The sequence below is a fragment of the Marinomonas sp. TI.3.20 genome (genome assembly GCF_038155025.1).
Lineage (GTDB): Bacteria > Pseudomonadota > Gammaproteobacteria > Pseudomonadales > Marinomonadaceae > Marinomonas > Marinomonas flavescens.
The window spans coordinates 1-12,448 of sequence record NZ_JBAKAS010000038.1 but is presented as its reverse complement, the minus strand read 5'-3'; the positions used below and the strand labels follow the sequence as shown (position 1 = coordinate 12,448).

Sequence of the window (12,448 nt, the reverse complement as noted above, 5' to 3'; positions counted from 1 at the left end):
AGTCGTCGCGTTCATGGCTCTCGTGTTTGGTTGTTTTTGGCGAAATTATTGATCACCAAGGGCCATGAACGTTCCTTTCTTGCGTTAACTAATTGTTATTTTTATCAAATTTGTGGGGATACCTCAGCATCTGACCCCAAATGGTTCCTTATTCGCTATCTTTTACTCGTTGCAAGAGTTTAGATAGCACCTCAGTGTAGGTGGCTACCAGAGGTTGCTTCTCTTTATGTTGGGCGATTAATACGAAAAGAAAGCTCATAGTAAAAACTCTATTTTCGTAAGTTCTGATGTATTTTTGGTTAATATTCACTGATGGGCGGCCCTCAGGAGAGGCGTAAAGGATCATATTTCTCTGATTGGCTAATTTTAAAATGTACTTACTTAGTTTGCCTATGTTAGCGTCTGAGACCATCGAGTCAATTTGGCTTTGGAAGTCATACTCATTACCGCTAGGGTCTGTTATCGAGATGTTTAAAGGCACCTCTGAAAATTCAAATCAGCCATCAATTCCCATGTGAATTAGATTTATCCTGAGTTCAAGCTGATCTTTATTCAGCCCTGAAATCAGGATTTCATCAAGAGCATTCGTTTCGATGATGAAGTTCGTATAGGCTTCTATTAAGAAATAGACTGCAGCCTTATGAGGGTGCAGTCTATGATTAAGGTTATATGGGCAGTTATAACCTCTTTCTTTGATTAATTTAATCAACGCTGTTGCCGCTTCTTCTTCCGCGGTGATAAGACAAAATGCTGACATATTGAAATCTATCTCATGTATCAGCTTAGCCTTGCTTATGTAATCCCAAGCGTTAAGAAGTGAATGACGGCTGCTGGTTTTTTGCTTTTCTATGTGTGATTTGAGACCGCCTATCTGTTTCAATCGGTCTATGTCTTCCTTTGACTGAGTATCCATAACATCCTCATTGGTACTATACACTTGAAGTATAAGATGCTATCAATAAAAGCTCTTAAACTGTATAGCCCGTGTAGTTATTCCTTTAAATTTCATTCTACCCTGTTGTATCTCACAAAGATTAGTATATGAATTTTAGAGACGGGGCTATTTTGGAGTAAAATGCCCAATAATTTTGAACATATACTTCTTCTAATGACTTGTTCTTTCCTGTGCTACTAAATTTGGAACATCAAAGTTATAGCGTAGAATCATCGATGTTATGATAAGTATTTGGCCTGTCCCCAATCTAGGTCTAACATTCTCCTTGCACTGGCAAAACCTAGTGCCGGAAATCTCGCTCCGTTTATACCGTAGCGGCCTAAAGCACGCGCAGCATATTTTTTTTGTGGCCGAGATTTTCCTGTTAAGGTGGGTCTTTTTTTTGAGCAGTATTCGTGCTGGCCGTCCCTACGGGCGGTAGTCTCAACCTGAATTTAGATCCGCCACCTTGAATTGGGGGGCTCTGGTGGGGTTATTTCAGATGGGAGTTCTGCTCCCAGTCGTTCACTTGGGGAGTTAATCAAGGGTCGTGATATCCCTGCTATAGATGCTGAGTTTAATAGAGCATTAGCTAATGTTAATTCTCAACCCAGAGATGCAGTATCTGCAGCTTGTAATATATTAGAGTCTCTTCTTAAGGTTTATATTACCTATGAAAATCTTGTTATGCCCCAATAGCAAGATTTGCAAAACCTATGGAAAGTGGTTCGCCACCATTTAGGGTTTGATCCAAAGTTACTTCAAGATGATGATTTAAAAAAATTCTCACTGGAGTTTTATCTATTGTGGATGGTATTGGAGCTTTTAGAGCACATGCAAGCTCTGCTCATGGAGAGGGTTCAAAAATCTACAATATCAAGCCTCGCCATGCGAGGCTTGCAATACATTCGTCACATACAATAGCCCTATTTCTCTTAGAGACTTGGGATGAACGCAAGAATAAATAAAATTGCTTATATTTTAAATTTACAAGGAACCAAATGTTAGACTTCACTGAATTATCAAAAGATGGTCAAGATCTTGAACAGATGGTTAGAGAATTATTGTTTAGTCTTGGGCATAAGATTTATTGGAGTGGTAGAGGGCCTGATGGAGGAAAAGATTTAATATGTGTGGAAGAATACAAAAGCGTCTTTAAAAGTACTTCAAAAAAGTGGCTAATCCAGTGCAAACATAACGCTAAAAGTGGTGCTAGTGTTGGGGTTGGTGATTTGGATAATATTATTGATAGTTGTGGCCATCATGAGTGTGATGGCTATGTTCTCGTTACATCAACACAGCCTTCATCTACTGTAGTTCAGCGTTTGGAAAGTATTAATGATAGTCCTCGCAATAATTTAACAGCCACTTATTGGGATTCTGTTGAGTTAGAGCGTATGTTGTCGACTCCGAAACTGTGGGCTATTGCCCAACGTTTTTTCCCTACAAGCGCCAAAGGTTGGCAGATATATGCGAGTGAGAGGCCAAACCATTGGACGGCTAATTTTAAAGGGTACTACTTTCATATCACAAATAGAATAGGATCTGATTGTGATATTTACTTAGATGTTATCGAAAACAAACTTAATGATATCGAACAGTATACAAAACATGAGTTACCTGAGAATCATTTTTTGAGATTGAGATGCGTTTTCTATGATGATAAGTGTGGGGGCTTTAGATGGTATATCGATTACATGCACCCATTCGAAGAAAAGGCTATTGGTACTGCGGAACAATTTGAAGAAGCGTTCTATGAAGGTGATGCTGATGGTTATGATTTCAAGGTGCGCGACTATTCAGAACATAGCGATCATTATGACCCGGATCACTATGATTTTTATGATCGATACATGGGACAGTTTATGATGGGTATGTTCCGGCCTCGATAGAGTACGAGTCAGAGGTTACTGTTGACCTCAATAGATTCCAAAGAACTGGCTATGTCTAGTGATCAAGTTTAGCGAAAAAGGCAAACAGCCCAGTCAGTATTTTATGGGCTGAGAAAAACAAATCCACGAGCAAAAACACTTTATCTCGACTTCCGTGAACTAAAAATCAGTACTTATATGCTTGTTTAGAAACAGAGGCGCTGTATACAGGAAGGGTATCTTGTATACAGAGTGTTTGTTCTTATTCGCAAATCGTATCAGTTTGTTTCAATAATGTGGCGGTGTAATGGCAATGATATGTTTTGTCTAGCACGGAGGCCGTAAATTCAACATGCTCACCTTGTGTTTGTTTATTCGTGATCACAATATTGTCTGGGTTAGCATGAATAACGGAACTGACTTTATTTTGTAGTGTTTTCTCTGGCGTTAGTGAATTATTAAGAGACGCGCAAGCAGTGAGTAGCGTTGTTGCTAGGATTAGACTTACTGTCATGATGATTTTCATTAGAGAGTGATTCCTTATTCTTGGCGGACGAAAGTGAAACTCCCTAAACGGGAGGGTGTCGATACCCAGTTTGATAATTATAGTGACTTATTGGTGTCTTTTGAGCGCGTTTACTGGGACTTTACTTTGTGACTATGTCTAGTTATTAGGAGCATAAAAAACACAGGTCACTTCAGTACGCTGTGTTTTTTATCGAGTAAAATAGTAACTGTATTAGTCTTGTGATTGTTCTTGTTTGGCTTTTTTCTCGGGATGATTGTTAGCTTCTGTTAGCCCAGCTTCGCGCTGAACCGCCGCTAGTACACCTCGTAAAATCCCCAGTTCTTGTTTTTCAGGACGAGAGCGGTTAAAAAATCTATGTAGTTTATCCAGTACCTTGCCAGGGTGATTACGCACAACGAAATTGATCCCGTAGAGGGTTTCTTCTAAATGTTTATAGAATAAATCCATGTCTTTTTTGCGTGGGTATTCTGCTACGGTTTTGTCGTAAATGGTCTGATCTTGATTGGCCATCCAGATTTCATAAGCGACGATTTGAACCGCTTGAGAAATGTTTAGTACTGGGTATTCGTCATTGGCATCGATGTAAACTTGGCGATGGCACTGGGCAATTTCTTCATTCAAAAGCCCGGTGGTTTCACGTCCAAAAACGATGGCTACTTGGTGTTCTTTTGATTCTGGAATGACGGTTTGCGCGCATTCTCGAGCATTCATAATAGGGAGCTGAAAAGTGCGATGACGAGCGCTAGTACCGACCACAAGGCTGCAGTCGCTAATGGCTTCTTCTAGTGTGCCTACGATGGTGGCATTCTCTAGCAGATCAACCGCTCCAGCTGCACGACTAGTGGCTTCGTCTGAAGGGTAGTCGTTAGGGTCTACTAAATATAAATTGGTCAGGCCCATGTTTTTCATGGCGCGGGCAATTGCACCGACATTTCCTGGGTGAAAGGTGTTGATTAAAACAATCCGAATATTACTCAGCATGGGTTATTAATTACTCAGTGTTTGATCGACTTTTCGTTCGGGTTTGAGCGTGAGCGATTGCTCTGTGCTGGCAAACTCGACATTATTTAAGACGACTTGGTTGGTGTCATTGAATAGGAATTGATTGCAGGTGTGATGATACAGGGAACCTGTCTCCAACACCAATCGATAGCGGCCTTTTGGTATGAAGTTGGCCGCAAAGGCTTGCCCCGCCCGTAAATAAATGGAGAAGGGAGGGAGGCCATCGTAAGACTGAAAGCTAAGCAAACTGGCTTGTTCTAGCTGATTTAAAATTCTCAGTCGACTTTTGCCATTGGCGTTGCCGATCAGTTGTCCATGTCGTGGCGCTATGCCTGGTTGTCCTATACAGCCTGTTTCTACCGCATGCTGCGCCGACCCAAAACCAACGTTTTTTGCTTGCACCCAGCCACTAATACCTTGGTAACGGACAGTTAACCAGTCACCTTGTGCTTTGATACTTTGAATATTCGTTAAAGCGGGAATGTTAATCAGTTGTTGCGTTTTGGTATCGGGTTCAGCGAAGAGTTTTGTGGTTGCTAATGTGTAGTTAGTACCGACCCGAAACTGAGGGTATAAGCCTGAAATGTAAGCGTTAGGGGGGTGTTCTGCTTTAGTGTTCTCGTGAGCTTCTTGCCAATATAAGGTGCTATATATGCCTGCTGCGAAACAAGCAATATACGTAGCGGTGCGAAACGCTGCTTTGGCAGCGTATAAGCGAATGGGGTGGCTGCCACGCTCGTTTTTAACGGGATCTGGATCGTCGACAAAGGATTGGTATGGGGGGATTTCAAAATCATCAAAAGAATAGGATTCGTTTGTACCTGAGGTGTTTGCATCTGATGAGTTGTAACCTGAAGCGTTGTAGCCTTCAGAAGTAAAGCCTTTCGACGATTTGAACGCTTCTTCATAGAGTGCTTTAACGCGCTTTTCATTGAGCGTATTTCTAGCTGTTTTTATGGCATCTTCGCGAGTTTTGTCTTGTTGGGCGTTGTTGCGTCGCATTTCTTCATAGGCGCGTTGTCGCTCTTTAACGAAAGCTTCTTGCTCTTTGTCTGTGTTGGGCGAATAGCTGCTGTATTGATTATCACGTGAGGGTCTTGCTTGAGCGAAGTCGTAAGGCTTCCAGTTGGGTGCGGCTGAGCCTTGTTTTATGTCATCTAATACATTTTGATAGGCTGCTTGTAAGCGCTGGAAATGTTCTGTTGTGTCGACTCCAGGATTTTTATCCGGATGGTACAGTCTTGCCAAACGACGGAAAGCGCTTTTCGCTTCTTGTGTGCTGGCGTGAGTAGGGATTTCTAACAGTCGATAATCGTCTATAATGCTCATGCTATCCTAGAAAATAAGCGTTTAGGCAAGGTGTGGGACTATGCTTAGCATTATGCACGATTTATTAGGTACGACAAAGGCGCAATTTATGAGCCAAGCAAGGAAAGGTAATCTCGATACGGCATTGGTTTATAGAAGTGGTAACCCTGCCCAATTTGACAGTGCCATTGATCGAATTGCTGTGCGATCTCTTCACTCTCGATCCCTTCTGCAACACTTGTGACTCCCAATTCAGCGCTAAGTTGAATCATATTCCGACACAGAATGGCGCTTTGATTATCGGTTAATATGTTTGCAACAAAGTATCTATCTACTTTTAATTCGCTCGTCCGCAAGGCAATGAGGTTTTGCATTGAGCTGTAACCAACGCCAAAGTCATCAATAGATAATTTAAATCCTGCCTGATGTAGGCGATGTACATTGTCAGAAACGACTTTGCTATTTTCGAATACGCTGGTTTCTGTCACTTCAATGATAAATTGTGATGCGGGTAGTTGATAATGAACTTGTAGTGCTATCACCCGATCTGCAAAATTTTCATGCAGCATATCTAATGCGGATATATTTAGCGACAGCGTACGGTCGATGAGCAGTTTAGGGTGTCTGGCTGCCCACTTAAAGACTTTAAGGATGATGAAGTCAGTGAGTTTGTAAATCAGTCCCGCTTGTTCTGCCAGAGGAATGAATTCTCCAGGCGATATCATTCCTAGTTGTTTGTTTTCCCAACGAATTAACACTTCACCGCCAATGATTTTTCGAGTACTAAGGTTTACTTGTGGCTGGACTTCAAAATGAAGGCAGTTGTTTTTGAGATCTTGAGTGAGCAGTGTTAATACGTGCAGCTGGTGGGCATAGTTTTGTTTTAACGTCTGGTTAAAAGGTTGCCAAGTGCCGATATTAAATTGGGCGTGGCGACAGGCAATCAGTGCATTTTGATACAGAGAGTCGAGAGTATTACTTTGAGATGGAAAAAGTGCACTGCCAATATTGTATTGGTAGTGAAAATCTAGGTGTCCAATTAAGACTGGCGTACTAAGAAAGGTTTGTACAAATTCAATGTGTTGATTCACTGATTTCTTTGACAGGCTGATAAAAGCCACTTTGTTGGTAGAAATACGAATAAGTTTTTTACTTGTGTTGTTAGGCAAACGTAACGACAACACCGAATCCATCGTGGCTAACGCTCGATCTAAATTTTGAATTAATGTTGAAGTTGCTTGTTCTGCTTTCATGGGGCCATAAGCTTGGCTTAGTTGGCTATGGCTGGTGATTTCTAGCATCACTAATGCTAAGTCGCTTTGGTTGATAGGCTTAAGTTGTTCTTCGATGATATTAAAATAATAGTAACGATTAGGCAGCCCAGTACTGTCATCGGTTTGAATTTTAAGAGTGGTGTTGAGTTCAATTTGCTTAGCATTATCTGTAAAGGCAATGACGAACCCCAGTAATTCCAAAAAGGTGCAAAGAGGCAGTGCTGTTTTTGTGTAGTCGTTAAAAGGGATGAGATTCCAGTACATCATAGAATTGATGGCACTGCCGATGCTTAACATGGCGATGGCGAAAATATAAAAGCGAGCCGCGATGAACCCTTGTTGATACGATCTAATGCCAAAGCGAAAGCAAAATACAATCATGGTAATTTGCATGACGGTAAAAAGAATAGCCGACACTTTTTCTGGAAGAAACATACTAATAAGAAAATAGGCAAAGAAAATGCTATTAATTAAATTACGTTTATTTGACAAGCTCTTAGTCTGTTTATTTGGCAAGAAACCGATGCTAAAGCGGTACAAGCTCCAGACGGCTAGTACAAAAAGAGTCACTTTGGTGTTAATCAGCCAATGCTGTATGAATTCAGGGAAGAGCCAGCGGCTTGCACCTATCATCATGGCTAATGAGAGTAATGCAAAACAGTGAAACGCTAAGTAATAGCCAAAAGCAGCATAGCGAAATTGTAGGAAAATAATAAAGTTATAGGCCAATAGCACAACTACGCTGGTTAGCGCTATTGTCCAAAATATCGTTGTGGTGAGCTTCTCTGTGATTGCTTGGGAATCTTGGAAAAAATGTATAGGGGTGAGTAATGGGCCTTGGCTATGTTTACGGATATAGAGAGTGTTGTTTTGATCTGGCTGTAGTTTTATGTTCAACCAAATACCATTGTAATGAGTGGCTTCCGTTTGCCAGTGTTGAATGGCTCCACGGCGCCAGTGTTGTACTAAATTGCCATTTTGAATGAGGTAAAAATCTAGCTGATCAATTAAGTGGTTACTCATTTGAAGATTAATGCTGGTTATTTCATTAGGTGTTGGGAAGTGAATTTTGTGCCATATCGTCTGATCCGAAAAGCGTTGAGATTTTTTATAGTCGGCTGTATTGAATGTGGCGGTATCAACAATAGATGAAAACGTTTCATCGCCTGTTTGGAAGTATGTAGGCAAAGGAGACAGTGGGATTTTATCCACGTTATAGGCTCGCGCAAAAGAGCAGAACAACAAAATGAGAAAAAAGACAAAATACTTCATCCAATTGAGTCCTAATGATGCGATTAGCTGTGAAATACTGTGTAATCAGGAGGAAATCAGTCGATATCTTTCCTTCTGATGGCGTTTAATGTTCTTGCATTCCAATCCCGTTTCTTAAACCATAGTAGATATATCAACATTTCGTTAAATTTTTGGATGAATTATGACAGAGACACTTACTCATTTAGACCATCAAGGCAATGCTCATATGGTTGATGTGTCTGATAAAAGTATTACTAAGCGGACGGCAACGGCTCAGGCGATTGTTCATATGAAACCTGAAACATTGACCAAAATTATAGAAGGAGGGTTGCCAAAAGGAGATGTGATAGCGACAGCACGTATTGCTGGTATTCAAGCTGCTAAAAAAACCTCAGACCTAATTCCTTTGTGCCATCCATTAATGCTTACCAAAGTCAGCGTAGACATTACTATTTTAAGCGATCATGAAATTCAAATACTGTGTACGTGTGCATTGAGTGGAAAAACAGGTGTGGAAATGGAAGCGCTCACCGGTGCCAGTGTCACGGCACTTACTTTATACGATATGTGTAAGGCGGTTGATAAAGGCATTGTCATCGATAATATATGTTTGCTTGAAAAACATGGTGGTAAAAGTGGCGATTGGAGTAAATCGAATGACTGAGATAACCGTTGTTTTTTTTGCTTCCCTGAAAGAATCGCTAGGGGTTGGTCAGTGCCAAGCAGCTGGTGAATTTCCTATGACAATTAAAGAGCTTAAGCAAATATTGGCAGCACAATTAAACAATGGTGAAGCATTGCAGGCATTAGGCATTCAAGCTTCAATAGATTATGAATTTGCACGCGATGCAGATGTTATACCGAGTCGAGTGAAAGAAGTCGCTTTTTTCCCTCCAGTAACTGGGGGCTAAGATGATTTCTGTGCAGCAAGAAGATTTCAACGTAGCGGAGCTTTATCAACAGTTATTACTTGAGAATAAAACTGGCGCTGTTGCTATGTTCGTTGGGTTAGTTCGCGAGTTTTCTGATCTTTCACCAGATGATTGTGCTTTTGAGCTGGAGCATTATCCCGGTATGACAGAGCACAATTTGCAAAGTATTGTGGACGAAGCAAAGTCTCGCTGGACATTACAAGACGTAAGAGTGGTTCATCGTGTCGGTCGTTTATCGATAAGTGATCAAATTGTCTTTGTCGGGGTGAGCTCTTCGCATCGAGCCGAGGCTTTTAAAGCGTGTGATTTTATTATGGATTATCTAAAAAGTCGTGCGGCTTTCTGGAAAAAAGAAACTCAAGGAAATAGCAGCCATTGGGTAGAGGCCAATGAGAAAGATGGAATAAGCCTAGATCGTTGGAAGTGACCTAGGCATTTTATTTGAAGCCTATTAATTAATGTGGGCGCAGGGTCTTCTTGCGTCCACTAGCGTGCCTTTCTCTATACTCTGTATCAATGTAGCGGTCAGTTGTCGCCATGCTAGCATGCCCTGCGTCTTCTCTGACATGTTCTTTAGGGCGTGTTTTTACGTCTTCGGAAATGCCGGTATGACGTAACCAGTGAACGGTAGCAACACGAAGATCATCTGCGTCTGCGCGCATTCCATCGTCGCACATTCTTTGGTAGGTTGTATCAAAACAAAATTGAACAATGTTTCTGACTTGTCTTGAGCTTGTCATAGGACCTTGTCCACGGTTTTTAGGTATCAAGGGTGTTTTTTCAGCGATAGTTGGTAAGTCTGGCAAATCTCTAAATCGTCGGTAACGGGCAAGTGCTTGTAACATGTCATCAGAAACGGCAATCAGTCTTTCTTTATTGCCTTTCGAAAGTACTTTAAACCACCAATGACCATCGGTGTCTTTGGTGAAGTCTCCCATAACAGGTGCAGAACGTTCATCGGCAACCAGTTCTGAAATTCGCAGGTACATGCCTAATAACGCGTTCATGATAAACAGCGTCCGTTCATGCATATTAGGGTCTTCTTCAGCGAGTAATTCCGCTGTCTCAATAACATAATCCCATTGTAAGTTTGAAATACGCCTTACCTGACGACGCGTGACTTCTTTTTTGACGAATTTACTTTTTTGCCTAATTAAAGCGACTGGATTTTGTTGAATAGCATCTTCTTGCATTAAAAAACCATAAAAAGAAGAGAGTATAGAAAACGTCGCTCGAATGGCGGCTTGGGATAGTGAATGTTGTTTGGCTAACGGTACTTCACCATTACGAAATTCGAGTTTACTAATATGGCTGACAAACGGTCTCCATTGCTTATTGGCAACACGACTACCCATATGCAACTTAAAGCGCGCTACATTTTTTGTGCCTATCCATTCTTCAGGTGGTGATATGCAAAAATGAATAAATTCTTCAATCTGCTCCCTACGTAAATTAGTAGTAGGGGAGGATTGCACATACCAAGACCATAGAAGAAACCGTTCGACCTCTCGGCGATAAGCATTAAACGTCGCTTGTGACCCGTTATAGCTATAAATAAAGCAGAGTGCGAGTTGTAGGTCGCGTTTGAAATCAGGCTGCTTAAGCAAAGGTGTGTTACCGACCATGTCTGACACTATGGCGTCGAACTGTGTGAAAGGGTTTGGCAGGTGTTCCAAATTGTCTATGAGTGCAGATGGTGTCATGGTTTCACTTTATCTAAAAAGATGCCGTAAGAATGGAAGAAGGCTTATCTCATATTGTAGTATTAAACTTTTGATTTATATAGTGTTTTTATTTTCACGCATAGGTTTTCAGGAAATGCGCTTATGCTAGGTTTATTTTCGTTTGTCATTGTTTGTGCTCATTTCGAGTAATTTAGCATTTTAATTTGAATAATTGAATGTAAAGAGAAAGCTACTTTAGTGAGCTCCTTATTATTATATGAAATGTTACCATTACCTTAATTAGAAATAGGCAGATGAAATGTCGCTGCCAAATGAAATATATGGATTCGAACGTATTATGAACAGCTTTTCTAAGAGTGTATTGTTGCTAGTAGCCGCGACTAGTGTTGCTTCTACTGCATTCGCTGCACCTGGTGAAACAGCCTTTAATAGGGCTAGCCGCGCACAAGCATACATAGGCTCTTTAGAGTCACAATTTGACAGCATCGAAGTAAGTGTAGATACAAATTCTACCACTCTAGCCACGAGCATTATGTCAAAGAATACTATAAGTAGAGAACGTATTCTTCAGCTTCGATCTAATTGAATAAGATTAATCGAACTGAAATAGTAAGATTTCAAAAAAAAGCCTAATCATTGATTAGGCTTTTTTTATTTTATTCGATCTTAATTTAACCTTTTTCGCATTTATATTTGAAAATTTGAACATAAAGAGACAATGTGTTGATGCTACTATTTATTTAGAATTTAAGTGTTAATATTAAAAACATAGAAACAAGGCAGACATGACGTCAGCCATGAATATTATATTAAGGTGATTAATTATGAATACTTTTACTAAAAGCGCACTAACTGTACTAGCGGCAGCATCAATCTCTTCTGTTGCTCTTGCTGCACCAGGCGATGCAACTTACGGTGATATTTATCGTGCGCAAACTAATATTCATGATTTGACATCACAAATTGAAAGTTTAGGTCATAATGTAAATACTAGCGCTGATGTTAATGCGGCCATTGCTCCTTCTGCTAAAGCAGCAGCATTAAATGCCAAAGTGAGCGATTTAAGATTGCAACTGAGCGCTTTACAAACTCAACGTTCTGAGTAATCTCTGAATATGAGTTATCGATAAAAGACCAAATTTAATTTGGTCTTTTTTTGCTTCAAATTCTTATATAGCTCCCAGTTCTTTAGATAGCCCTCAGCTCTGAAATTACCCCATCTTAGCGCAACCTTGTTTAACTCCTCTTAATCCAGACCATTATCAGTGATCAATTCAACCCCCTTGTCTCTTGATTCAACTGGTTGCCCATAAATAAAGAAGACTCTATTAGTTACGGCTCTGAGAAGTGTCTCCGCCTGTTTGTCGTCGTTATTTAATTTTAGCTAAGTCTTGCTGTGTCTCTTTTATAGATGATGCTGATATTGCCCCACATAAAACCTTAAGCTCGATCGTTTTATTTTTTGAGAAGTGAGCTTTCCAGACAAAATTTAAGTTAATTTATCGCTTAGGTTTAGTTATGTATACAGAGCATCTTAATTCTCCCTTTTTTGCATTTATATTTGAAAAGTTGGATGTAAAGAGATACCGCTCTTTGGTATCTATTTATTTTTATTTTAAGTGTTATTATTTAAAGCATAGAAACAAGGCAGACAAAACG

14 protein-coding genes are annotated in these 12,448 nt (G+C 40.4%); 8 read left to right on the top strand and 6 right to left on the bottom strand.

Going from position 1 to position 12,448, the window contains the following annotated elements:
• Window positions 1-183 (top strand): hypothetical protein (locus V6259_RS19195; RefSeq protein WP_341585905.1); only part of this gene is annotated, 183 nt, incomplete at its 5' end.
• Between the two features lie 313 nt (window positions 184-496).
• Here the strand turns inward: V6259_RS19195 and V6259_RS19190 are convergent.
• On the bottom strand, window positions 497-913 hold the full coding sequence (locus V6259_RS19190) for a hypothetical protein (protein WP_341585904.1): 417 nt from the start codon (window positions 911-913) through the stop codon (window positions 497-499).
• An 827-nt stretch (window positions 914-1,740) separates the two neighbouring features.
• On the opposite strand from V6259_RS19190, the gene V6259_RS20115 reads away from it, so the two are divergent.
• The gene (locus V6259_RS20115) at window positions 1,741-1,902 is read left to right on the top strand and encodes an abortive infection family protein (RefSeq protein WP_445928529.1); all 162 of its coding nucleotides are present in this window, start codon (window positions 1,741-1,743) and stop codon (window positions 1,900-1,902) included.
• A 33-nt stretch (window positions 1,903-1,935) separates the two neighbouring features.
• Window positions 1,936-2,826, top strand: a complete 891-nt coding sequence (locus V6259_RS19185; RefSeq protein ID WP_341585903.1) for a restriction endonuclease — start codon at window positions 1,936-1,938, stop codon at window positions 2,824-2,826.
• A 241-nt stretch (window positions 2,827-3,067) separates the two neighbouring features.
• Here the strand turns inward: V6259_RS19185 and V6259_RS19180 are convergent, their stop codons facing one another.
• The 4 genes from V6259_RS19180 to V6259_RS19165 form a co-directional block, all read right to left on the bottom strand.
• Window positions 3,068-3,331, bottom strand: coding sequence for a hypothetical protein (locus V6259_RS19180; RefSeq protein WP_341585902.1), 264 nt, complete (start codon window positions 3,329-3,331; stop codon window positions 3,068-3,070).
• A gap of 213 nt (window positions 3,332-3,544) precedes the next feature.
• A complete protein-coding gene (trmJ, locus tag V6259_RS19175) occupies window positions 3,545-4,315 on the bottom strand; it encodes a tRNA (cytosine(32)/uridine(32)-2'-O)-methyltransferase TrmJ (protein ID WP_133012150.1) in 771 nt (256 codons plus the stop codon).
• 6 nt (window positions 4,316-4,321) lie between these two features.
• A complete protein-coding gene (locus tag V6259_RS19170) occupies window positions 4,322-5,665 on the bottom strand; it encodes a J domain-containing protein (protein WP_341585901.1) in 1,344 nt (447 codons plus the stop codon).
• Window positions 5,666-5,751: 86 nt separating this feature from the next.
• Window positions 5,752-8,190 carry an EAL domain-containing protein gene (locus V6259_RS19165; protein ID WP_341585900.1) on the bottom strand — a complete coding sequence of 813 codons (2,439 nt, stop codon included), beginning with the start codon at window positions 8,188-8,190 and terminating at the stop codon, window positions 5,752-5,754.
• A gap of 163 nt (window positions 8,191-8,353) precedes the next feature.
• Between V6259_RS19165 and moaC the strand changes: the two genes are divergently transcribed.
• From moaC to V6259_RS19150, 3 genes are read left to right on the top strand one after another with little or no spacing between them, the layout of a single operon-like run.
• On the top strand, window positions 8,354-8,836 hold the full coding sequence (gene moaC / locus V6259_RS19160) for a cyclic pyranopterin monophosphate synthase MoaC (RefSeq protein ID WP_341585899.1): 483 nt from the start codon (window positions 8,354-8,356) through the stop codon (window positions 8,834-8,836).
• On the top strand, window positions 8,829-9,083 hold the full coding sequence (locus V6259_RS19155) for a MoaD/ThiS family protein (RefSeq protein WP_133012154.1): 255 nt from the start codon (window positions 8,829-8,831) through the stop codon (window positions 9,081-9,083). The genes moaC and V6259_RS19155 overlap by 8 nt, the downstream gene beginning before the upstream one ends.
• Before the next feature lies 1 nt (window position 9,084).
• Window positions 9,085-9,531, top strand: a complete 447-nt coding sequence (locus V6259_RS19150; RefSeq protein WP_341585898.1) for a molybdenum cofactor biosynthesis protein MoaE — start codon at window positions 9,085-9,087, stop codon at window positions 9,529-9,531.
• A 28-nt stretch (window positions 9,532-9,559) separates the two neighbouring features.
• On the opposite strand, the gene V6259_RS19145 is transcribed toward V6259_RS19150, so the two are convergent.
• The gene (locus V6259_RS19145) at window positions 9,560-10,807 is read right to left on the bottom strand and encodes a tyrosine-type recombinase/integrase (protein WP_341585897.1); all 1,248 of its coding nucleotides are present in this window, start codon (window positions 10,805-10,807) and stop codon (window positions 9,560-9,562) included.
• Between the two features lie 280 nt (window positions 10,808-11,087).
• On the opposite strand from V6259_RS19145, the gene V6259_RS19140 reads away from it, so the two are divergent.
• Entirely contained in the window at window positions 11,088-11,375 is a 288-nt protein-coding gene (locus tag V6259_RS19140; RefSeq protein ID WP_341585896.1) for a hypothetical protein, read from the top strand.
• Between the two features lie 238 nt (window positions 11,376-11,613).
• Entirely contained in the window at window positions 11,614-11,895 is a 282-nt protein-coding gene (locus V6259_RS19135) for a hypothetical protein (protein WP_133012157.1), read from the top strand.
• Window positions 11,896-12,448: the final 553 nt, after the last annotated feature.

Bases quoted from the DNA above. Each gene is read 5' to 3' on its own strand.
- V6259_RS19150 (WP_341585898.1), top strand. From the start codon at position 9,085: ATGATTTCTGTGCAGCAAGAAGATTTCAACGTAGCGGAGCTTTATCAA.
- V6259_RS19190 (WP_341585904.1), bottom strand. From the start codon at position 913: ATGGATACTCAGTCAAAGGAAGACATAGACCGATTGAAACAGATAGGC.
- V6259_RS19185 (WP_341585903.1), top strand. From the start codon at position 1,936: ATGTTAGACTTCACTGAATTATCAAAAGATGGTCAAGATCTTGAACAG.
- V6259_RS19170 (WP_341585901.1), bottom strand. From the start codon at position 5,665: ATGAGCATTATAGACGATTATCGACTGTTAGAAATCCCTACTCACGCC.
- moaC (WP_341585899.1), top strand. From the start codon at position 8,354: ATGACAGAGACACTTACTCATTTAGACCATCAAGGCAATGCTCATATG.
- V6259_RS19135 (WP_133012157.1), top strand. From the start codon at position 11,614: ATGAATACTTTTACTAAAAGCGCACTAACTGTACTAGCGGCAGCATCA.
- V6259_RS19165 (WP_341585900.1), bottom strand. From the start codon at position 8,190: ATGAAGTATTTTGTCTTTTTTCTCATTTTGTTGTTCTGCTCTTTTGCG.
- V6259_RS19140 (WP_341585896.1), top strand. From the start codon at position 11,088: ATGTCGCTGCCAAATGAAATATATGGATTCGAACGTATTATGAACAGC.
- V6259_RS19155 (WP_133012154.1), top strand. From the start codon at position 8,829: ATGACTGAGATAACCGTTGTTTTTTTTGCTTCCCTGAAAGAATCGCTA.
- V6259_RS19180 (WP_341585902.1), bottom strand. From the start codon at position 3,331: ATGAAAATCATCATGACAGTAAGTCTAATCCTAGCAACAACGCTACTC.
- V6259_RS19145 (WP_341585897.1), bottom strand. From the start codon at position 10,807: ATGACACCATCTGCACTCATAGACAATTTGGAACACCTGCCAAACCCT.
- trmJ (WP_133012150.1), bottom strand. From the start codon at position 4,315: ATGCTGAGTAATATTCGGATTGTTTTAATCAACACCTTTCACCCAGGA.